General features: G+C 67.8%; 23 protein-coding genes. 5 read left to right on the top strand and 18 right to left on the bottom strand.

Annotated elements, in window-relative coordinates:
• Nucleotides 1-130: 130 nt before the first annotated feature.
• The 13 genes from bfr to coxB all read right to left on the bottom strand — a co-directional run bounded on the left by bfr (nt 131) and on the right by coxB (nt 11,681).
• Nucleotides 131-607, bottom strand: a complete 477-nt coding sequence (bfr, locus tag QOZ99_RS12945) for a bacterioferritin (protein WP_183187904.1) — start codon at nt 605-607, stop codon at nt 131-133.
• A 150-nt stretch (nt 608-757) separates the two neighbouring features.
• Nucleotides 758-1,051, bottom strand: a complete 294-nt coding sequence (locus tag QOZ99_RS12940) for a (2Fe-2S)-binding protein (RefSeq protein ID WP_306890392.1) — start codon at nt 1,049-1,051, stop codon at nt 758-760.
• A 166-nt stretch (nt 1,052-1,217) separates the two neighbouring features.
• A complete protein-coding gene (locus QOZ99_RS12935; protein ID WP_306890391.1) occupies nt 1,218-1,883 on the bottom strand; it encodes a GNAT family N-acetyltransferase in 666 nt (221 codons plus the stop codon).
• Between the two features lie 77 nt (nt 1,884-1,960).
• A complete protein-coding gene (locus QOZ99_RS12930) occupies nt 1,961-3,247 on the bottom strand; it encodes a M16 family metallopeptidase (protein ID WP_306890390.1) in 1,287 nt (428 codons plus the stop codon).
• A 13-nt stretch (nt 3,248-3,260) separates the two neighbouring features.
• Nucleotides 3,261-4,670 (bottom strand): threonine synthase, encoded by a 1,410-nt coding sequence (thrC, locus tag QOZ99_RS12925; protein ID WP_306890389.1) that lies wholly within the window; start codon nt 4,668-4,670, stop codon nt 3,261-3,263.
• A gap of 79 nt (nt 4,671-4,749) precedes the next feature.
• A complete protein-coding gene (locus QOZ99_RS12920) occupies nt 4,750-5,541 on the bottom strand; it encodes an SURF1 family protein (RefSeq protein ID WP_306890388.1) in 792 nt (263 codons plus the stop codon).
• The gene (locus QOZ99_RS12915) at nt 5,538-5,924 is read right to left on the bottom strand and encodes a DUF983 domain-containing protein (RefSeq protein WP_306890387.1); all 387 of its coding nucleotides are present in this window, start codon (nt 5,922-5,924) and stop codon (nt 5,538-5,540) included. Before QOZ99_RS12915 ends, QOZ99_RS12920 begins: the two co-directional genes overlap by 4 nt.
• A gap of 151 nt (nt 5,925-6,075) precedes the next feature.
• A complete protein-coding gene (locus tag QOZ99_RS12910; RefSeq protein ID WP_306890386.1) occupies nt 6,076-6,924 on the bottom strand; it encodes a cytochrome c oxidase subunit 3 in 849 nt (282 codons plus the stop codon).
• A 109-nt stretch (nt 6,925-7,033) separates the two neighbouring features.
• Nucleotides 7,034-7,672: a cytochrome c oxidase assembly protein gene (locus QOZ99_RS12905; protein ID WP_370876850.1), complete on the bottom strand. Its 639-nt coding sequence runs from the start codon at nt 7,670-7,672 to the stop codon at nt 7,034-7,036.
• A 13-nt stretch (nt 7,673-7,685) separates the two neighbouring features.
• A complete protein-coding gene (locus QOZ99_RS22395; RefSeq protein WP_503128556.1) occupies nt 7,686-7,835 on the bottom strand; it encodes a cytochrome c oxidase system small membrane protein in 150 nt (49 codons plus the stop codon).
• A gap of 180 nt (nt 7,836-8,015) precedes the next feature.
• Nucleotides 8,016-8,993, bottom strand: coding sequence for a heme o synthase (locus QOZ99_RS12895; protein ID WP_306890385.1), 978 nt, complete (start codon nt 8,991-8,993; stop codon nt 8,016-8,018).
• A 153-nt stretch (nt 8,994-9,146) separates the two neighbouring features.
• Nucleotides 9,147-10,739, bottom strand: coding sequence for a cytochrome c oxidase subunit I (ctaD, locus tag QOZ99_RS12890; protein WP_306890384.1), 1,593 nt, complete (start codon nt 10,737-10,739; stop codon nt 9,147-9,149).
• An 87-nt stretch (nt 10,740-10,826) separates the two neighbouring features.
• Complete coding sequence (gene coxB / locus QOZ99_RS12885) at nt 10,827-11,681, bottom strand: cytochrome c oxidase subunit II (protein WP_306890408.1); 855 nt, start codon at nt 11,679-11,681, stop codon at nt 10,827-10,829.
• 429 nt (nt 11,682-12,110) lie between these two features.
• Here coxB and QOZ99_RS12880 point away from each other — a divergent pair, with 429 nt between their 5' ends.
• Nucleotides 12,111-12,629: an invasion associated locus B family protein gene (locus QOZ99_RS12880; RefSeq protein WP_306890382.1), complete on the top strand. Its 519-nt coding sequence runs from the start codon at nt 12,111-12,113 to the stop codon at nt 12,627-12,629.
• 10 nt (nt 12,630-12,639) lie between these two features.
• Nucleotides 12,640-13,284, top strand: a complete 645-nt coding sequence (locus tag QOZ99_RS12875; protein ID WP_306890381.1) for an HAD family hydrolase — start codon at nt 12,640-12,642, stop codon at nt 13,282-13,284.
• Nucleotides 13,285-13,674: 390 nt separating this feature from the next.
• On the opposite strand, the gene QOZ99_RS12870 is transcribed toward QOZ99_RS12875, so the two are convergent.
• The 5 genes from QOZ99_RS12870 to QOZ99_RS12850 form a co-directional block, all read right to left on the bottom strand.
• Nucleotides 13,675-13,851: a hypothetical protein gene (locus tag QOZ99_RS12870; protein WP_306890380.1), complete on the bottom strand. Its 177-nt coding sequence runs from the start codon at nt 13,849-13,851 to the stop codon at nt 13,675-13,677.
• Between the two features lie 84 nt (nt 13,852-13,935).
• On the bottom strand, nt 13,936-14,178 hold the full coding sequence (locus QOZ99_RS12865) for a BrnA antitoxin family protein (RefSeq protein WP_306890407.1): 243 nt from the start codon (nt 14,176-14,178) through the stop codon (nt 13,936-13,938).
• A gap of 144 nt (nt 14,179-14,322) precedes the next feature.
• A complete protein-coding gene (locus QOZ99_RS12860; RefSeq protein ID WP_306890379.1) occupies nt 14,323-15,981 on the bottom strand; it encodes a Na/Pi cotransporter family protein in 1,659 nt (552 codons plus the stop codon).
• Between the two features lie 90 nt (nt 15,982-16,071).
• Entirely contained in the window at nt 16,072-16,677 is a 606-nt protein-coding gene (locus QOZ99_RS12855) for a dimethylsulfonioproprionate lyase family protein (RefSeq protein WP_306890378.1), read from the bottom strand.
• A 41-nt stretch (nt 16,678-16,718) separates the two neighbouring features.
• Nucleotides 16,719-17,012, bottom strand: coding sequence for a hypothetical protein (locus QOZ99_RS12850; RefSeq protein ID WP_306890377.1), 294 nt, complete (start codon nt 17,010-17,012; stop codon nt 16,719-16,721).
• Between the two features lie 201 nt (nt 17,013-17,213).
• On the opposite strand from QOZ99_RS12850, the gene mutM reads away from it, so the two are divergent.
• The 3 genes from mutM to rpsT all read left to right on the top strand — a co-directional run bounded on the left by mutM (nt 17,214) and on the right by rpsT (nt 19,359).
• Nucleotides 17,214-18,125, top strand: a complete 912-nt coding sequence (gene mutM / locus QOZ99_RS12845) for a bifunctional DNA-formamidopyrimidine glycosylase/DNA-(apurinic or apyrimidinic site) lyase (protein WP_306890376.1) — start codon at nt 17,214-17,216, stop codon at nt 18,123-18,125.
• A gap of 15 nt (nt 18,126-18,140) precedes the next feature.
• Nucleotides 18,141-18,914, top strand: a complete 774-nt coding sequence (locus tag QOZ99_RS12840; protein ID WP_306890375.1) for an enoyl-CoA hydratase — start codon at nt 18,141-18,143, stop codon at nt 18,912-18,914.
• 178 nt (nt 18,915-19,092) lie between these two features.
• Complete coding sequence (gene rpsT, locus QOZ99_RS12835; RefSeq protein WP_183187884.1) at nt 19,093-19,359, top strand: 30S ribosomal protein S20; 267 nt, start codon at nt 19,093-19,095, stop codon at nt 19,357-19,359.
• Nucleotides 19,360-19,786 lie beyond the last annotated feature (427 nt).

Here is a 19,786-nt window from a genome sequence, read left to right as displayed (position 1 = left end):
CGTTAGAATTACTCAAATTCTGAATCGATCTAAACTGGACCCGTCATCGACCGGGCGCACCGGCACCGACGCATGAAAAAGGGCCGGTCCACGGACCGGCCCCTGTCGTTTATCTCGGCGACGCGCAGGCTCAGTCGAGATCGCCGATATGATGCTGGGCGTAGAGCTGCAGGCCGAGCTTGTCGATCAGATCGAGCTGGGTCTCGAGGAAGTCGATATGACCTTCCTCATCGGCCATCAACGCCTTGAACAGGTCGCGGCTGGGATAGTCCTGCACGCTCTCGCAATAGGTCGCGGCTTCCTGGTAAAGCGCGCGCGCCCCGACCTCGGCGGCGAGGTCGCATTCGATCACTTCCTTCACGTCCTGCCCGATTCGCAGCGGCTCGAGCACCTGCAGGTTCGGGAAGCCGTCGAGGAAGAGGATGCGGTCGATGAAACGGTCGGCGTGGTGCATCTCCTCGATGGATTCCGCGCGCCACTTCGCCGCCAGCTTCTTGTAGCCCCAGTTGTCCAGCATGCGGAAATGCAGCCAGTACTGGTTGATGGCGGTCAGTTCGGAACGAACGCCGCGGTTCAGATACTCGATGACCTTGGGATCACCCTTCATGGACGCATTCTCTCCGGACTTCGACAAATTCGACGACGCTCGATATTTTTAGAACAATTCCAATCAACACTCAAGGGCCTCCCGAGCCGCCATCCCGTTGAATGGCAGTCGGGCGGTTCGCCGCGAGGCACCGCGCTCACTCCGGAGTGCTCACTCCGCCGCGACGGGGAAGCTCTCGGTGTGCGTGTGATTGTGAGGGTGATTGTGCCGCTGGGAATGACCCTCGACCAGCGCATGGGCCGGGCATTCGCGCGCGCAGCCGCCGCAATTGGCGGCATTCACATCGTCGATCAGCTTACGGATGGTCCGCGCACAGCGGCCGCACTGGGCGCTGCAGCCGAGGCAGCGATAGACCTGCCCCGCCGTACGGGCAGGCGACTCCGCATCCGTCAGCGCGTCGCGAATCTGGCGGTCTGACAGCACATTGCAGGAACAGACGATCATGGCGACGCAGAACCGAAGTGACCAGCTACTTAGAATTATTCTAAATAACGCCTTTCACTTCGATTTTTCGCGCCAATTCACGCTGGCGTCAATCGGGAAAAACAAGCAGCGGTAATTCATGCGCGAAATCGCAGTCACAACGCCGCTATCTTTTAGTCGTTCCAGATTAGAGCTTGTCGCTCATCTCATCTGCACTTTGGAACGCCACCAAACTGAGAGGCTCATCGGCCATAGCCTCTCCTACCCGCGCGATCGGGTCGCCGGACAGCCGGGCGAACAGAAGGTGGTCCTGCCACAGGCCGTTAATGCATAGATATTCGCGCGCATAGCCCTCCCGGCGGAAGCCGGCGCTCATCAGCAGGCGGCGGGAAGGGATGTTGCCGGGCAGGCAGGCGGCCTCGATGCGACGCAGGCCCAGCGTCGTGTGGGCGAAAGGCAGCAGCGCGCGCACCGCCGCGCCCATGTGACCCTTGCCGGCATGGGGCGCGCCCATCCAGTAGCCGAGGCTGGCGGTCTGGGTGACGCCGCGCCGGACATTGGACAGCGTCAGCCCGCCGAGAAGGGCATGGTCGTCGCGGCGAAAGACCAGGAAGGGATAGGCGGCATCCTCGCGCACGTCGCGGATGTAGCGCCGTATGCGACGGCGGAAGGAGCCGCGCGAGAGGTCGTAATTCGGCCAGAGCGGCTCCCACGGCGTCAGGAAGGCGCGGCTCTGCTCACGCAGGGAGGACCAGGCGGCGAAGTCCGACATGTTCGGCATGCGCAGCACGACCGTCTCACCCTCGATGAGCGCCGGCGGCTCGGGCCAGGAAACCGTGCGAAACAGCGACATCGAGCGAGGCCGTGGAAGATGGGCCGTGAAGGGCATGCCCGGAATGATGGCCGGCCAGTACCGGCCATTCAAGAGAGTTAGGCGGCTTTCAGCCGTTCCGCAATGCGCGCCGCCGAGGCCAGCGGCTTGCCCGGCCCCAGCGCGGTGAACGTGGGCCGACCACGGGCCATCATGGCCCGCCCCGCGGCCCGCGCGCGCTCCAGCGTCACCGCCTCGACCTTGGCGACGATTTCCTCGAGCGGGATCGGCCGGCCGAAGGCCAGCATCTGCCGGGCCAGCTGGTCCGCCCGCGCGCCCGAGCTTTCCAGCGCGGCGAGCAGGCCGACCTTGGCCTGCGCCTTGGAACGGGCGAGTTCGGCCTCGGTCAGTCCCTCGACGGTAGCCTCGACCTGATCGATCACCACGTCGACGAGTTCGCCGACATCCCCGCCATCGGTACCGGCATAGATGCCGAACAGGCCGGTATCGGCATAGCCCCAGTGGAAGGAATACACGGCGTAGCAGAGCCCCCGCGCCTCCCGCACTTCCTGGAACAGGCGCGAGGACATGCCTCCGCCCAGGATGTTGGTGAAGACCTGCAGCGCATGGATCTCCGGGTCGCGGTAGGAGAGGCCTTCGAGGCCGATGAGCAGATGCGCCTGTTCGAGCTCGCGCCCGCCGCCGATCTCCACCCCGCCCTGATAGTGACCCGTTACCGGCACCGGCTTGTCCTCGGCCGTAAAGCCGCCCAGGCGCTTATGCGCCTCCGCGACCACGGCATCGTGGTCCACCGCGCCGGCGGCGGAAAGGATGAGCTTGGGCGCCCGGTAAGTGCGCGCGAGATAGGTCCGCAGCCGGCCCGCATCGAAGGAACGCACCGTCTCGGGCGTGCCGAGAATGGAGCGACCGATCGGCTGGCCGGGAAAGGCCCGCTCCTGGAACAGGTCGAATACCAGGTCATCCGGCGTGTCGAGCGCGGCGCCGATCTCCTGCACGATCACATTGTGCTCGCGCTCCAGTTCCTCGGGATCGAAGGCCGGTTCGGTGAGGATGTCGGACAGCACGTCGAGCGCCAGCGGCATGTCCTCGCCCAGCACGCGGGCATTGTAGCTCGTGTGCTCGACGCTGGTCGCCGCGTTGATGTCGCCGCCGACCGCCTCGATCTCCTCGGCGATGGCACGGGCGCTGCGCCGGCGCGTGCCCTTGAACGCCATGTGCTCCAGAAGGTGCGAAATGCCGTGCTCGTCGCCCTCCTCGTCGCGTGCGCCCACCCCGGCCCAGATGCCGAGCGAGGCGGTGGCGAGATGGGGCATCGCGTCGGTGATGACGGTGACGCCATTGTCGAGCGTGGTGATGCGGGCCGTTCCGACCTGTTCCGTGCTCATGCCTGTTCCATGCTCATGCCACCGGCTCCGCCGCGCGGGCGTGACGGGCGATATAGGCCTCGATCGCCGCGATGTCGTTGGGAAGGGTCGGCGTGCGTTCCGGCCGCTCCAGAAGGTCCGCCAGATGGGGCGGCAGCGCCGGACGCTCGCCACAGGCGCGCTCCACCGCATCCGGGAACTTCGCGGGATGGGCGGTGCCGAGCACCACCTGCGGCACATGGCGATCCTGCGCCAGGCGCTCGGCCACCGAGACCGCCACCGCCGTGTGCGGGTCAAGAAGGTATCCGGTCTCCCGGCGCACGCGGGCGATGGTATCGGCCGTTTGCGTCTCGTCGGTGCGGCCGGCGTCGAAATCGGCGCGGATCGCCTCCAGCGCGCTGTTCGGCGGGGAGAAGGCGCCGGACTGGTGGAGCGCCGCCATCAGGCCGCGCAGCGCGCCGGCGTCCCGCTCCAGCGCCTCGAACAGCAGGCGCTCGAAATTGGACGAGACCTGAATGTCCATCGAGGGCGAGGAGGACGGCACCACGCCCGTCGTCTCGTAGCGGCCGGTACCGAGCGTGCGGACCAGGATGTCGTTGACATTGGTCGCGATGGTGAGCCGCGAGATCGGCAGGCCCATGCGCTTGGCGACATAGCCGGCCAGCACGTCGCCGAAATTGCCGGTCGGCACCACGAAGGAGACCGGGCGGTGCGGCGCGCCCAGCGCCGTGCCGGCGACGAAATAATACACCACCTGGGCGACGATGCGCGCCCAGTTGATCGAGTTGACACCGGCAAGGTGCAGCCGGTCACGGAAGGCGAGGTTGTTGAACATCGCCTTCACATGCGCCTGGCAATCGTCGAACGTGCCCTCGATGGCGATGGCGTGGACATTGGCGTCCGGCACCGTGGTCATCTGCCGGCGCTGCACCTCGGACACCCGGCCCGCGGGATAGAGGATGAACACATCCGTACGGGCGCGGCCGCGAAACGCCTCGATGGCGGCACTGCCGGTGTCCCCGGAGGTGGCGCCGACAATCGTGGCTCGCGCGTCACGCTGGGTCAGCACATGGTCCATCATGCGCCCGAGCAACTGCATCGCCACGTCCTTGAAGGCGAGCGTCGGGCCGTGGAACAGTTCCAGCACGAAGCGGTTGGGGGCGATCTGCACCAGCGGCGTGGTCGCCGGATGGCGGAAGCTCGCATAGGCCTCCTCCAGCATCGGCGTCAGCACATCCGGCGTGAAGGCCGAATCGACGAAGGGCGCGATCACCTTCCCCGCCACCTCGGCATAGGGGCGGCCGGCGAGGCGCGCGACCTCCTGCGGCGTCAGCGAGGGGAACACATCCGGCACATAGAGGCCGCCGTCGCGGGCGAGGCCGGCGAGCAGGGCATCGGAGAAGGCGAGTACCGGCGCCTCGCCGCGGGTCGAGATATAGCGCACGCGCGCCTCCGCTCACTCATTCGGCGGCAAACTAGTGGGGCCGCCGATCATAGGCAAGCAACAGCTTGCGCGACGCCCCTCAACGCGCGCGCAGCCGTTGCCAGGCATAGGCGGCGAACATCGCCAGCAGCGTGGCGGCGAGCGCGTACCAGGTCAGCGCATATTCAAGGTGCCGGTTGGCAAAGCTGACGCGTGTCAGGCCGCCGACCGGCAGTCCGCCGGGATTGGGCGCGCCATCCGCGTCGATGAGGAAGGGCGCGGTGCGCAGAAGCCCCTTGGCGCTGGCAATGACCAGCGGATCACGCACGAACCAACGGTCCTTGGCCGGATCGTTATCCGGCCGGAACAAGCCGGATTCCTCCGGCAGGCGCAGCAGGCCCGTCACCGTGACGGGGCCGTTCACCTGCCCTTCCGGCCGGCTGGCGGGAAGCTGGCGGTCCAGCGGCACGAAGCCGCGATTGACCAGAATGGTCGAGCCGTCGAGCATCACCAGCGGCGTCACCACCCAGTAGCCGGGACCGCCGGTGCCGTCGGGCGCGGTGTCGATCAGCGCATAGACCTGCACTTCCAGATCATGGCGGAAGCGCCCTTGAGCGGTGACATGGCGATATTCGTCATCGCCAAAATTCACCTGCGGCCAGGCCGGCTCCTCGGGGGCGGGCTGGGCCGGCTCGTGGATGCGCGCGGCGACCTTGGCGACCAGATCCTCTTTCCAGCCCAGCCGCTCCAGCTGCCATGTGCCGAGCGCCACCAGCAGGGCGAACAGCACGAGGACGCACGCCCCCGCCGGCAGCAGCTTGAGCAGAGGGGATTTGCGCGGCCGGCCGGGGGCTTGCGTCGCCGGGGTGCGCGAGGAATGCCCGGGGGTCACATGCCACCCTTGTCGAGACGGCCCGACTCGGCCTTCCTCGCATATTGCAGGGCGATCATCGTCGCCTTGAGCGGCCGCAGCAGGCCCAGCGTCGCCAGCAGCACGAGCGGCGTCCACAGCACGGCATGCACCCAGAAGGGCGGCATCCAGGTGATTTCCACCCACAGGGCGAGGCCGACGACCAGGCTGCCGGCGAGCAGGATGATGAACACCACCGGGCCATCGCCCGAATCATCGAAGCTGTAATCCAGCCCGCAGGCCTCGCAGCGCGGCGCGACGGTGAGGAAGCCGGAGAACAGCTTGCCCCGCCCGCAGCGCGGGCACCGGCAGGTGAGGCCGGCCTGATAGGGCGAGACGCCGGTGTGGAAGGGTTCGAGATCCATGAGCGGCTTCTACTACCGTTGCGCGGCGCGCACTATCCCCGGGAGTACCGAGGCCCCGGGCCGGGGGCGCCCGGCGCGGCCAGCGAAAAGGCACGGCCAACGAAAAAGGGGCGGCCGACCCGCCGCCCCACGTTCCGCCTGTCCGTGACCGTCAGTGTGGCGCGCCGGCGCTTCCCCACACATAGATGAAGGTGAAGAGGAACAGCCACACGACATCGACGAAGTGCCAGTACCACGCTGCCGCCTCGAAGCCGAAATGATGGGTCGGCGTGAAGTGCCCGGCATAGAGACGGCCCAGGCAGACGGCGAGAAAGATGGTGCCGACGATGACGTGGAAGCCGTGGAAGCCGGTCGCCATGAAGAAGGTGGCGCCATAGATGTTGCCGGAGAAGGCGAATTCGGCGTGGCTGTACTCGAAGCCCTGCAGCAGCGAGAACACGAAGCCGAGCCCGACGGTGAGCCACAGGCCCCATTTGGCCGCCTGCCGGTCGCCATGCACCAGCGCGTGGTGCGCCCAGGTGAGCGTGGTGCCCGAGGTCAGCAGAATCAGCGTGTTGAGCAGCGGCAGGTGCCAGGGATTGAAGGTCTCGATCCCGGTCGGCGGCCAGTGCCCGCCGGTGAATTCGGCGCGGGTGAAGTTGATCGGCTCGCCCACGAACAGCGCCGCATCGAAGAACGCCCAGAACCACGCGACGAAGAACATCACCTCCGAGGCGATGAACAGGATCATGCCGTAGCGCAGATGCAGCTGCACAACCTTGGTGTGGGCGTGCTGGTGCTCCGCCTCGCGGATGATGTCCCGCCACCACACGGCCATGGTGTAGATCACGCCGAGGAAGCCGACGATCATCACCAGCGAGGTGAGCTGCCCGTGCATCCAGAAGACCGCGCCGACGGCCAGCACGAAGGCGAAGGCGGAGATGACGGCCGGCCACGGGCTGGGGTCGACCAGGTGATAGTCGTGCTGCTTGGCGTGGGCGTCAGCGTGGGCCTGGGCCATGGGTCGCGCTCTCCGTTCCGTCACGTTTTTCTAGCGTGCCAACGATGTGGCCGCAATGTGGCGTTCTGCCGTTCACAGGGGGCCCGCCAAAGCGCTGGCCTTGCTAAAACTAAAGCGGTGTCCTGCCCGCCTCCGCTCCGCCCGCCGGCTTGCCGGCCGCCACCGGGGTCGCCTTGGGGAAGAAGGTATAGGACAGGGTGATGGTCTTGAGGTGCGCCATCTCCGGATCCTCCGCCAGGGCGGGATCGACGAAGAAGACCACCGGCATATCCAGCGTCTCGCCCGGCTGCAGCGTCTGGTCGGTGAAACAGAAGCACTGCATTTTCGCGAAATAATAGCCCGACTGCGCCGGCGTCACATTATAGGTCGCCGCCGCGGTGGCCGGTTCGGCGCCGCGATTGCGGACCCGGTAATAGGCGATCTTGGTCTCGCCGATGCGCAGCTGCATGGAGCGCACTTCCGGCTCGAAGCTCCAGTTGAGGCCGGGCGCCACATTGGCGTCGAAACGGACCTCGATCACGCGCTCGAGCGCCCTTTCGGGGGCAGCCGTCGCCACCTTGGTGGCGCCGCCGAAGCCGGTGATCTGGCAGAACATCTGGTAGAGCGGCACCGCGGCGTAGGACGCGCCGGCCATCGCCGCCACGAAGACGACGCAGGCGATGAACACCGCATTTTGCCGCCAGCGCGGCACCGGCCGCATCGTGCGCCCGCCCGGGGCGGAGGCGGGAGAATTGGGGGGCGATTCCATCGTCATGGGCGCCTCACAACGGCCGGACCAGCACGGCGGGGCCGAGCTTCACGACGGTCACGACATAGAACAGAACACATAGCGCGGCGAGTACCAGCGCGATGGCGATGGAGCGCTGACGCTGGCGCCGCTGCTGTTCGCGCGTCAGCACCACCCCGTCGATCGCGCTACCCGAAACCTCGCGGCCAGTCGCCGAGCGGCCAGCAATCGTGCGGCCCGCCATCTTGCGACCCGCACCACCGGCCGCCGCGGCGCCCGCCGGGGTCGCTCCGCGCTCCGCCGGCCGGGTCTTGCTGCGGGGGCCATAGCCCTTGCTCTTACGCGCCATCACGATCACCGCTGCTCAAAGCCCGGACCCGAACGGCACCACCGCCTCGACGAGGAGGACGGCGAAGAGCAGGAACAGGTAGATAATGGAAAAGCCGAACAACTGCCGGGCAGCCTTCTCGGCGGGCGAACCCTCGCGCCGGCGATAGACCCGCGCCGCCAGCAGCAGCATGCCCGCGCCGGCGATGCCGGAGACGATGCCATAGCCGAGCCCCGCCATGCCGAGGAAGAAGGGCGACATGGCCAGCGGCACGAGAACCAGCGTGTACAGCAGGATCTGCCGCCGCGTCTCGGAAGGACCGGCGACCACGGGGAGCATGGGCACGCCCGCGCGCTCGTAGTCGCCCGACTTGTAAAGCGCCAGCGCCCAGAAATGCGGCGGGGTCCAGAAGAAGATGATGAGGAAGAGCAGCACGCTCTCCAGCCCGATGCCGCCGGACGCCGCGGCCCAGCCGACCATGGGCGGGAAGGCGCCGGCCGCACCGCCGATGACGATGTTCTGCGGCGTCCAGCGCTTCAGCCACATCGTATAGATGACGACGTAGAAGAAGATGGTGAAAGCCAGCAGCGCCGCCGACAATTCGTTGACCAGCAGGCCAAGCACCAGAACCGCGCCGATCGACAGCGTCATGCCGAAGGCCAGCGCCTCGCCCGGCGCGATGCGGCCCGCGGGGACCGGCCGGCGCCGCGTGCGGCTCATCACCGCGTCGATATCGGCATCCCACCACATGTTGAGCGCGCCGGAGGCGCCGGCGCCGATGGCGATGCACAGCAGGGCCGTGAAGGCGATGACCGGATGCACCGCGCCCGGCGCCCGCACGATGCCGACCAGCGCCGTGAAGATGACGAGCGACATTACCCGCGGCTTCAGCAGCGCGAGGTAGTCGGCCACCGAGCCGTGATGCAGCCCATCGACCGCCCGCGCCCCGTGGAGCGCCGCGTTGAGCGCTTCCTGGCGGGGCATGTCGTAATCGCGCGAGGCTAGGTCGGTCATTCACTCACTCCGGCGCCGTCCGGGGCGACGCTCCTGTTCGGCGGTCCGCCGGAAACATCGACGGAACCGTGCGGGGGCGGACGATCGCCCCGCAGCTTCAGGCACGCCCGGCGCGGCAGGAGCCGCGTCGGGAATTTCAGGCCAGGCGCCCGATCACTTGATCTTCGGCAGCACATCGAAATGGTGGAAGGGCGGCGGCGAAGACAGGGTCCATTCCAGCGTGGTCGCGCCCTCGCCCCAGGGATTGGCACCGGCCGGCACCTTGGCGGCGAACATGCGCCATATGCCGAACAGGAACACCAGCACGGCGAAGCCGGAAATGTAGGAGCCGATCGAGGAGATCAGGTTCCAGCCGGCGAACGCGTCGGGATAGTCCGCATAGCGGCGCGGCATGCCGGCGAGGCCGAGGAAGTGCTGCGGGAAGAACACCAGGTTCACGCCGACGAAGGTCAGCCAGAAGTGAATCTTGCCGATGGTCTCGGAGTACATGTAGCCGAACATTTTCGGCGCCCAGTAGTACCAGCCGGCGAAGATGGCGAACACGGCGCCGAGCGACAGCACGTAGTGGAAATGCGCCACCACGTAATAGGTATCGTGCAGCGAGCGGTCGACGCCGGCATTGGACAGCACCACGCCGGTGACACCGCCGACCGTGAACAGGAAGATGAAGCCGATCGACCACAGCATCGGCGTCCTGAACGAGATCGAGCCACCCCACATGGTCGCGATCCAGGAGAAGATCTTGATGCCCGTGGGAATGGCGATGATCATGGTCGCGGCGACGAAATAGGCCTGCGTCGAGGACGAGAGGCCGACCGTGTACATGTGGTGCGCCCACACCACGAAGCCGACCACGCCGATCGCCACCATCGCGTAGGCCATGCCGAGATAGCCGAAGATCGGCTTCTTCGAGAAGGTCGAGACGATGTGCGAGATGATGCCGAAGCCGGGCAGGATGAGGATGTACACTTCGGGATGACCGAAGAACCAGAACAGGTGCTGGAACAGGATCGGATCACCGCCGCCGGCCGGATCGAAGAAGGTGGTGCCGAAATTGCGGTCCGTCAGCAGCATGGTGATGGCGCCCGCCAGAACGGGGAGCGACAGCAGCAGCAGGAAGGCGGTGACCAGCTGGGACCAGGCGAAGAGCGGCATCTTGTGCAGCGTCATGCCCGGGGCACGCATGTTCAGGATCGTGGTGATCAGGTTGATCGCGCCCAGGATCGAGGAGGCGCCCGACAGGTGCAGCGCGAGGATCAGCAGGTCCATTGCCGGGCCGGGATGGCCGAGCTTGGAGGAGAGCGGGGGATAGATCGTCCAGCCGCCGCCAAAGCCGGTGGAGCCCGCGGCGCCCTCGACGAAAAGCGAGAGGATGGCGAGCGCGAAGGACGGCGGCAGCAGCCAGAAGGCGACATTGTTGATGCGCGGGAAGGCGGTGTCCGGCGCGCCGATCATCAGCGGCACGAAATAGTTGCCGTAGCCGCCGATCATCGCCGGCATGACCATGAAGAAGATCATGATCAGGCCGTGGCCGGTGGTGAAGACGTTGAAGGTCTGCGGATCCGAGAAGATCTGCATCCCCGGCTGCTGCAGCTCCATGCGGATGCCGATGGAGAGGATGCCGCCCACGATCCCCGCCACGATGGCGAAGATCAGGTACATCACGCCGATGTCCTTGTTGTTGGTCGAATAGACCCAGCGCTTCCAACCCGTCGGATCGCCCGTGTGCCCGGCTGCATATGCCATTGAACCGTCCCTCATTCACGCGCTGGCGTGTTTCGTCTCGTACGCGCTTGGTCTTGTATTTCTAAACCCGGGTATTGGCGGACGCGCTCAGGGCGCGGCCGCGATCACCTCGGCCGTCGGCTCGCCCTGGGCGACCCGCGTCGGCAGGTCGGCCGCGGCGAATTTCTGCTTGGCTTCCGAGACCCATGCGGCGAATTCGCTCTCGCTCACCACGCGGATGGAGATCGGCATGAAGGCATGGTCCTTGCCGCACAGTTCCGAGCACTGACCATAATATACGCCCTCCTTCGTCGCCTGGAACCAGCTCTCGTTGAGCCGGCCCGGCAGGGCGTCGATCTTCACGCCGAAGGACGGCAGGGCGAAGGAATGGATCACGTCGGCTGCCGTCACCTGGATGCGGACGATCTTGTTGACGGGGACCACCACCTCGTTGTCGACCGCGAGCAGGCGCGGCTGACCGGGCTTCAGATCCTCGGTCGCCACCATCAGGCTGTCGAAGCTGAACGGGCCATTGTCGGGATATTCGTAGGACCAGTACCACTGGTGCCCCGTGACCTTCACGGTGAGGTCGGCCTTGGGCAGGTCGAGTTCGAGGAACAGCAGCCGGAAGGAGGGAATGGCGATCGCCACGAGGATGAGCACCGGGACCACGGTCCAGGCCACCTCGATCAACGTGTTGTGGGTGGTGCGGGAAGGTACCGGATTGGCCTTCTCGTTGAACTTCAACGCCACGACGATCAGCAGAGCCAGCACCAGCAGCACCACGCCGATGATGATGACCAAGAGGAAATCATGGAACGAATGAATGCTCTCCATGACCGGCGAGGCCGCTCCCTGGAGATTGATCTGCCACGGCGACGGCTGGCCCGTCCCGGCCGCGGCGACACCGGCGCCCGCCATGGCCAATGCCAGGACACCGACGGCCCCGCCGACAATCCCCATGAAGAAGCCGGCGGCGTTACGCGCAGCGCTGCGGATCCACGACGTCATCGCGATCTTCACTCCCATCAACTCCCCAGACCTCCGGTTTCCGCGCCGCCAGGTGGCCCGGCCCAGCCGGGTCGCCCGACGCTGACTGGGCGCAGGGCCCCGCCCAGACGCCCGGCAGACCGGAAGCATTTGATCTTCATCAAACACAAAAAGGACACCTGAGCAACGCACCGAGGGGGTCCGGGTCCTGCGACATGACGTCGGGTGCCTGGAACCGTTCTACTTGCTCGGGAGCCCCCGCCCCATTCTTGACATCGGCCTCGGGCGTTGTACGCGGGACACCCTTTGTCCGCACACGAGCGCAGTGACGGCATGATTCGCCTTGTCCCGCAGCGGCGTTTCTTTAGAAGACTCCTCGTGCACATTATCTGGAGACAGCCCATGCGCGGCTTCGCGGCCCTCCGTTCGGCTTTTTTGGCAGCTTTCGCGGTTCTCGCGTTCACCGCGGCATCCGCGAACGGGGCGCAGGCCCAGGGCGTGGTCCGTTCGGTCCATGGCGAGTGGCAGGTCCGCTGTGACACGCCACCGGGCGCGCAATCCGAGCAGTGCGTTCTGCTGCAAAGCGTGCAGGCCGAGGACCGGCCCAATGTGGGGCTCACCGTCATCGTGCTGAAGACGGCCGACCAGCAGAGCCGCCTGCTGCGCGTGCTCGCCCCGCTCGGCGTGCTGCTGCCCTCGGGCCTCGGCCTGAAGATCGACAATGCCGATGTCGGCCGCGCCGGCTTCGTGCGCTGCGTGCCCAATGGCTGCGTCGCCGAGGTGGTGATGGACGACAAGCTGGTCAGCCAGCTGCGCAGCGGCCAGAGCGCCACCTTCATCGTGTTCCAGACACCCGAGGAAGGCATCGGCATTCCGCTCAGCCTCAAGGGATTCGGCGAAGGGTTCGACGCGCTGCCGTGAGGAGGTGCGCATGACCACACCGGACGAAGCCTCGCCCTCCCCCGGCCCGGACGTGCGTCTCGTCGTGTTCGACATGGACGACGTGCTGCTGCGCTATGATGTCGAGGCCCGCCGCGCGGCCATCGGCCGGCTCGCCGGGCTGCCGCATGACGAGATCGAGCGGCGCATCTGGACCAGCGGCATCGAGGATGCCTCCGATGCCGGGCGGCTTTCCGCCGATGGCTATCTCGACGCCGTCGCCGCCGCCCTCGGCGCGCCGTTCGGCCGCCGCGAATGGCATGACACCCGCCGGCTCGCCATGACGCTGGATCCGGCCGTGGTCGCCCTCGCCGCCCGGGTGGGCGCACGCGTGCCGATCGCGCTCCTGACCAATAACGGCTTCATCATGAAGGAGCACTTCGACGCGCTGGTGCCGGAGTTGCGCGCGCTGTTCGGCCCCTCCATGCATGTCGCCGCCGAATTCGACACCAAGAAGCCGGACCCGGCGATCTACCGGCGCCTCGCCGCCCTGCACGGCGTCGACCCGGCCGCGGCGGTGATGATCGACGACAAGGCGACAAACGTGGACGGCGCCCGCGCCGCCGGCCTGCGCGCCCACCACTTCACCCATGCCTCTCGGCTGGAAACCTTCCTCGGCGGGCTCGGTCTGCTCTAGGAAGCCGGCGCCCTGGGGCCGAGGGACAGGCCTGCCCGGCCGTCAGTCGCTCGGCCGGCTCGGCGGGGCGTCCATCCCCGGCCGGCCGCGCAGCCGCATGCGGATCGCCGCGCGCCGAAGCGAGAGGCGCCGCCCGGCAGCACGTGGATCATGTGCCCAGCCGCGACGGATCGCCGGCAGAAGCCCGGGGGCGCGGATCGGCGATGGCACGATGACAGGCGTCTTCCGCCCCCCGACGCCCGCTCGGCGGCAGGAGACTCGACGCCTCCGGAGCGGGATCCAGTCGCGCGATCACGCTGGACAAGGCTGCGCATCGGACGAGGCGGATGGGGGGGGCCCGCGGCGCGGGGGTGCCGGCCGCAGGAACGCAATGCCCGGCTCCCGCCGGCCTCAGTTCGCCTTCTCGTCCTCGATCATCGCCTCAAGGGCGCCGATCGTGACTTCCATGTCGGCGATCTTGCGCATCATGTTGTCCGAGGGAATCGTTCCGGCCTCGGCCGCGGCCTTGATGAGTTCGCGCTGCGCCGACAGCAGGCGGACGCGAAGGGACTGAAGCTTTTCATGCATGTTTCTGGAAACCGTGCTGCCTAGCGGAATACAAGGACCAACCGAGGGGGAACGACGTCCGGGCGGCGGGCAACGCGTCCGCCCTCACAACCCGGCAGCCTTGCGCAGTGCCGTGTTGATGCGCTCCTGCCAGCCGGCGCCATCCTGCTGGAAATGCTCCAGCACCTCGCGATCGAGGCGGATGGAGACGATTTCCTTCGCGCTCGGCAGCACGGGGGCCCTGACGACAGGGGCTTCCGCTGCCGGCTTCGTCGTGGCGCTCTTGAATGCGGCCTCGGCATTTTCGCGGGCTGAGCCGCCGAAGCGGCGGGTGGGCGGGGGGCTCATCATGCGGTCCCGAGGGTGAATGGATCGCGATCCTATACCGCGATTCTCCTGAAAGTGGCGAATCGACGCGACATGGCGCGATATTTCTCGCGGAAAGCCCTCGCCCCTGCCGTTTTGCAGTCTCCCTGCCGCGCGCCGCTCCACTCAGTCGCCCCGGGCGACGCGGCTGGCCAGCAATTCGCCGCTCCGCTGCAGAACGGGATAGGCGGCGGCGGAGACGAGATGGCTGTTGATCAGCTTCATGTCCCTGAGCAGATCGAGATAGAGGGCGCTGGCCTGCGCGGCGGCGAGCTGGCTGCCGCGCAGGCGCTCGAAATGCTGCAGCGTCGCGCGGGTCTCGGCCTCGCGGAAGGCCACCTTCTCGTCGGCCAGCAGCCGCGCCGCGCGCGGGTCCTCGGTCATGAAGAGAGACGCCGCCGTGCGCAGATTGCCGATCAGGCGATCCATCAGCGCCAGCAATTCCTGCCGCCGCTCATGGGGAAAGGCCAGGCCGCGCTTGAGGCCCTTGGAGGCGTGCGGCAGCAGATGACGGTCGACCACATCGCCCGCCTGTTCCAGATTCATGGTGAAGGTCAGCACCTGCTGCAGGCGCAGGTGATCGTGCGGGCCGAGTTCGTCGGGGTCGATCGAGGTGAGATAGGACTTGATGGCGATGTTCAGCCGGTCGATCACGTCGTCGCGGCGCCTTGTCTCCGCGATCAGCCGGCGGTCGCCGTTTCTGAGCGCTTCGCGCGCATCGCTCAGCACCGTCTCCAGCACATCGGCAATGCGCAGCGCCTCGCGCGCCGCCCCGCCCAGCGCGACGATCGGCATCTCCTTCGCCGCGGAATCGAGATAGAGCGGGCTGCCCGGGTCGGCGGCGGCGGCGCGGGCGGGCAGAAGGAAGGCCAGGAGCCGCCCCAGCGGGCCCAGCACCGGCAGGAAGGCAAGCGCCACGGCGAGGTTGAAGAAGGTGTGGAAGTCGGCGACCGCCCGTGCATTGTCGGGCTGGAACGTCACCATCAGCTGGCCGATGGGCTGCAGCGCGGCAAGCGCCACGGCAATGCCCGCCAGCCGCATCATGAGGTTGCCCAGCGGCACGCGCCTGGCCACCGGGTCGTCGCCGGCCGCCCCTTCGAGCAGCGGATTGATCGCAGTGCCCAGATTGGCACCAAGCACCAGCGCGAAGGCCGCATTGGGCGGCACGACGCCATTGGCCGCCAGCGACATGACCAGCAGCACCACCGCGACGCTGGAATGCGCCGCCCAGGTGATGCCGGCGGCCAGCAGCACGTCGAGCAGCGGCGCGGTCGAAATGGCCCCGAGCAGCAGCCGCAGGCTCGGGGCATCCTCATAGTCGCGCATGAGGTCGAGCAGATGGCCGAGCGCGAGCAGCATCAGCCCCAGGCCGATCAGCACACGGCCGAGATCATGGGTCTGCGAGGAGGAATCCCGGCGGAACATCAGCACCCCGACCAGGATGGCGAGGGGCGCGGCCATGGCGACGTCGAAGGACAGGACCTGCACGATCAGTGTCGTGCCGACATTGGCGCCCAGCATCACCGCCAGCGCGGGAACCAGCTCCACCAGCCCGCCGGCCGCGAAGCCCGTCACCATCAGGCCGGTGGCGGTGCTGCTCTGGAGCAGCGTGGTCACGCCCAGCCCCGCGGCAAAGGCCCGCAGCCGGCCATTCAGGGCGTGCCCCAGAATGGCCTTCAGGCGGGGGCCGAAGGCGCGCTGCACGCCGGTCTGCACCATATGGGTGCCCCACAGCAGCAACGCGATGAATCCCGCGAGGTCGATCAGTGTGGCCGGAAAGGACATGTCGTCACGCGAAGCCCGAGGTGGAGAATCGGACAAGCAATTATCGGTGCAGTTGGCGACGCCGCGCCGCCGCCCACCCGATTCCCCTCCTCAGGCCGCCGGCCGCTCCACCTTCAGCGCCCACAGGGCGAAGAGCGGAGCGTCGCCCGAGCGCATGGCATGGCGAATCGCCGGGACATTGTAGAAGGAGCCGCCGATGCCCGGTGCGAACCAGTCGCTCTCGCCGTGGCGGAACTCGCCCCCCGAGAGCACGAGATAGGTCTCTTCCGGCGCATGGTCGTGGTCGGGATAGCGCACATGGGGCGCGAGCAGCGAGACGCCGAGCCAGACATCCTCCCGCTCCTCCACGCCGCCGGGGCCGACAATCATCGCATTGGCATGGCCATCCGCGAAATTGGCGCTGGCCGTGCCGTCATGGGTGGGGCGCCGGCGCCAGGCCAGCATCGGCTCCAGCGCCCGGAAGGCGGCGATGAGCCCGGCGACGGACGGCGCCGCCTCCGCCGTGGCGAGCGCGGCGTCGAGGTGGTCGCAGGCCGGCAGGCGGCTGCCGGGCGTGCCGCGGGGGGCGGCCGGCGCCTTCAGCCGTGCCTTGATCGCGGCGAGCGAGCTTTTGGCCTCGGACGCCTGCACCGAGCGCTCATAGGCTGAAAACGAGGCGTCGAGAAAGATCTGGAGGGCCTCGGGCCGAACGGTCATGCATCGCTCTCCTGCGGCCGCATCGGCGTGCGCGACACGGCTCATCGACGGCCGGCCGAGCGGCGCGGCCGGCATATGCGCTCCATCGAACCATGTGCGGTGGAAGCCGCCAAGACCGGAGTGGCAGCTTCCCGGATTCCGGCCAGCCGAACCCTCAACGGGGCGATCGCGCCGGTATCGGTAAACACGTCGCGGGCGAGATAGCCGGCGGGCGCGCCGAACAGGTCGGCCCGCACATCGACGGTCGGCCGGAGGTCCCGGCCCTCCAGCAGCGCGGCCTCCGAGAGCCGGGCCCTGATCTCGACGCGTTCACGGTCTCCGTGGCACGCCGGCACGCGGCGCGAGGTCGCGACGTTGAGTGCCCCCTTTGGTCAGGCCGCGGAGGTTCTGCGGCCATTTGGCGACCATCGGGGCTCAAAGGGCCCCTGTGCCCTGACGGGCCGGTCCTTGCCCGGCAGCCTCGCGGCGGCGGGCGCTCTTCCTATATAGAGAAGCGGCGGCAAACCCCTCCGCGTCTCACCATCAGGACCCACCGCATGCCCGAACTTCCCGAGGTGGAGACCGTCCGGCGCGGCCTCGCGCCGGTCCTGGAAGGACGGCGCATCGCCTCGGCGCTCGCGCGCCGGCCGGATCTGCGCTGGCCGCTCCCCGAGCGCTTCGCCGAGCGCCTGGCCGGGCGCCGCATTGCCGGGCTTGGCCGGCGTGCCAAATATCTGCTGATCGATCTCGATGGTGAGGCCCCCGGGCCAGCGTCGGCGCCCGATGAGGTGCTGGTCGTGCATCTCGGCATGTCCGGTTCCTTCCGCATCGAGGCGGGACAGGGGCCGGCCGAGGCGCCGGGCGCCTTCCACATCCCCCGCTCGCGGGCGGCGGCGCATGACCATGTGGTGCTGCGGCTCGAGCACGGGGTGGACATCGTCTATAACGACCCCCGCCGCTTCGGCGCCATGCTGCTGGTGCCCCGCTCCGGGCTGGAGGCCCATCCGCTGTTCCGCGACATCGGCCCCGAGCCGCTCGGCAATGCCTTCGACGCGGCCGGCCTTGCCCACGCGCTGAAGGGGCGCCGCACGCCGATCAAGGCCGCGCTGCTCGACCAGAAGATCGTCGCCGGGCTCGGCAACATCTATGTGTGCGAGGCACTGCATCGGGCAGGCATCGCGCCCGAGCGGCTCGCCCTCACGCTGGCGAGCCCGACCGGCCGGGCGACGCGCGAGACGCGGCTTCTGGTCGAGACGATCCGCACCGTGCTGGAAGAGGCGATCGCCGCCGGCGGGTCCACCCTGCGTGACCATGCGCAGGTGGATGGCACGCTCGGCTATTTCCAGCATACTTTCCGCGCCTATGACCGCGAGGGCCAGCCCTGCCTCGCGCCGGGCTGCCACGGCAGCATCGCCCGGCTTGTGCAGGCCGGGCGCTCCACCTTTTATTGTGCATCCTGCCAGAGATAGGGAGGCGCCCGCAGCATGGCGTATGACAACATCCTCGTGGAAACCAACGGGCACGTGGGCGTGATCACGCTCCACCGGCCGAAGGCGCTCAACGCGCTGAACGGCGCGCTCATCGCCGAACTCGGTACGGCGCTGGACCGTTTCGAGGCCGATCCCCACATCGGCTGCCTCGTGCTGACCGGCTCGGAGCGGGCCTTCGCCGCCGGCGCCGACATAAGGGAGATGCAGCCGCTCACCTTCCCCGCCACCTATGCCGACGACTTCCTGTCGAGCTGGGACCGGCTCGCGCGCTGCCGCAAGCCGGTGGTGGCGGCGGTGGCGGGCTATGCGCTGGGCGGCGGCTGCGAACTGGCCATGATGTGCGACATCATCCTCGCCGCCGACAATGCCCGCTTCGGCCAGCCCGAGATCCAGCTCGGCATCCTGCCGGGCGCCGGCGGCTCGCAGCGCCTCACCCGCGCCATCGGCAAGGCCAAGGCGATGGAGATGTGCCTGACCGGGCGTACCCTCACCGCCGAGGAGGCGGACCGCTACGGCCTCGTCTCGCGCGTCGTGCCGCTCGGCGAACTTCGGGCCGAGGCGATGAAGGTCGCCGACACCATCGCCAACCTGTCCCTCCCCTCGGTGGTCATGACCAAGGAGAGCGTCAACCGGGCCTTCGAGACCACGCTGGCGGAGGGCATCCGATTCGAGCGGCGGCTGTTCCAGGCCCTGTTCGCCACTGCCGACCAGAAGGAAGGCATGGCCGCCTTCGTCGAAAAGCGCAGTGCTTCCTTTAACAATACGTAAACGCCGTCCGGGTGCCGTCGTCGTCGCATGGCTTGCATATTGACGCGGCAGCGCTCCGAGACTATAAGCCCGCCACTCGCGCGGGGTCCCGTTGGGTCGCCCTGCCTCATCATTTGCAACCGATATTTCGGGCAAGAAGCGGCCGGCGCCGCGCTTGCAGAGACGAAGAGGACGGCCGATGGCCAATACGCCCTCCGCCAAGAAGGCGGCTCGCAAGATCGAGCGCCGGACTGCGGTCAACAAGAATCGCCGCTCGCGTCTGCGCACCTTCGTGCGCAAGGTCGAGGACGCGCTCGCTTCCGGCGACGCTACAGCCGCTTCCGTCGCCTTCAAGGCGGCCGAGCCGGAGATCCAGCGCGCCGCCCAGAAGGGCGTGCTGCACAAGAACACCGCCTCCCGCAAGGTTTCGCGCCTGGCGCAGCGCGTCGCCAAACTGAGCGCCTGACGCCGGCCCGAGGCGACCAACCTGAAGTTGTGGCAAAGCCCGGCATCGCGCCGGGCTTTTTGTTTGTGCACGTTCCCTCCGAAGCCCCTCCGGAGCCCCCTGCCCTGCCCGCCGCGCTGCCGTGGCGTACGCATATTTACCGCGTTGCAAAACTGTCACGCCCGCGCGGGCGCGGCTCCCATGCCACCCCCCGCCACCACCGGCCGGCTTGACATGCCCAACCCCGCGGAGCAGGCGATCGCCCGGCCCGAACGGGGTGTTTCCGACCTCCGACCGCGCAGACTTTTCTCTTTATTCTCATAAAGTTACGCCTCATGCGCCGGCACCTCGACAGAATCACCGGGAAGGCACCCCTCCCACCCGTCCCGAGCGTAAAAATAGGCGAGGAAAGACCCGTCATGGAGCGACAGGGATTCTTGCAAAGGAC

Origin of the sequence: Ancylobacter amanitiformis, from assembly GCF_030814815.1 — a bacterium.
Classification (GTDB): Bacteria; Pseudomonadota; Alphaproteobacteria; order Rhizobiales; family Xanthobacteraceae; genus Ancylobacter; species Ancylobacter amanitiformis.
Note: the sequence above shows the minus strand (reverse complement) of the source record. Positions and strands in the feature narration are given on the sequence as shown.